The 268-nt window shown below is 70.5% G+C and carries 1 pseudogene; it reads right to left on the bottom strand.

Annotated features, from left to right (window positions below):
* Positions 1 to 268: pseudogene (locus tag SB719_RS20430) on the bottom strand (TonB-dependent siderophore receptor); the annotation flags it as partial.

Below are 268 nucleotides of genomic sequence, written 5' to 3'. Positions count from 1 at the left end.
CCTTCGCGGCCGGCGGGCGGGGTGACGCCGACGTCGGTCAGGAAGTCCGAATTGAGATCGAGCGAGTCGGCCTCGGTCTTGTTGACGTTGCCGTAGACGCGGAACGACAGCGCCTCGGTGAGCGGACCGCTGAGGGTCACGCCGGCGCGGTGGCTGCCGCCTTCCTCGCCGTGCTGCGGTACGAGGCCGTACAGGCTCAGCGAACCGGTCAGGTCGCCGGTCGGCCGCTTGGTGATGATGTTGACCACGCCGCCCGAGGCGCCGGAGC

Source organism: Pantoea sp. SIMBA_079, from assembly GCF_046940275.1.
In the GTDB taxonomy this organism is placed as follows: Bacteria; Pseudomonadota; Gammaproteobacteria; order Enterobacterales; family Enterobacteriaceae; genus Pantoea; species Pantoea borealis.
The sequence above is the reverse complement of the archived record's forward strand: the minus strand, read 5'-3'. Positions and strand labels throughout refer to the sequence as shown.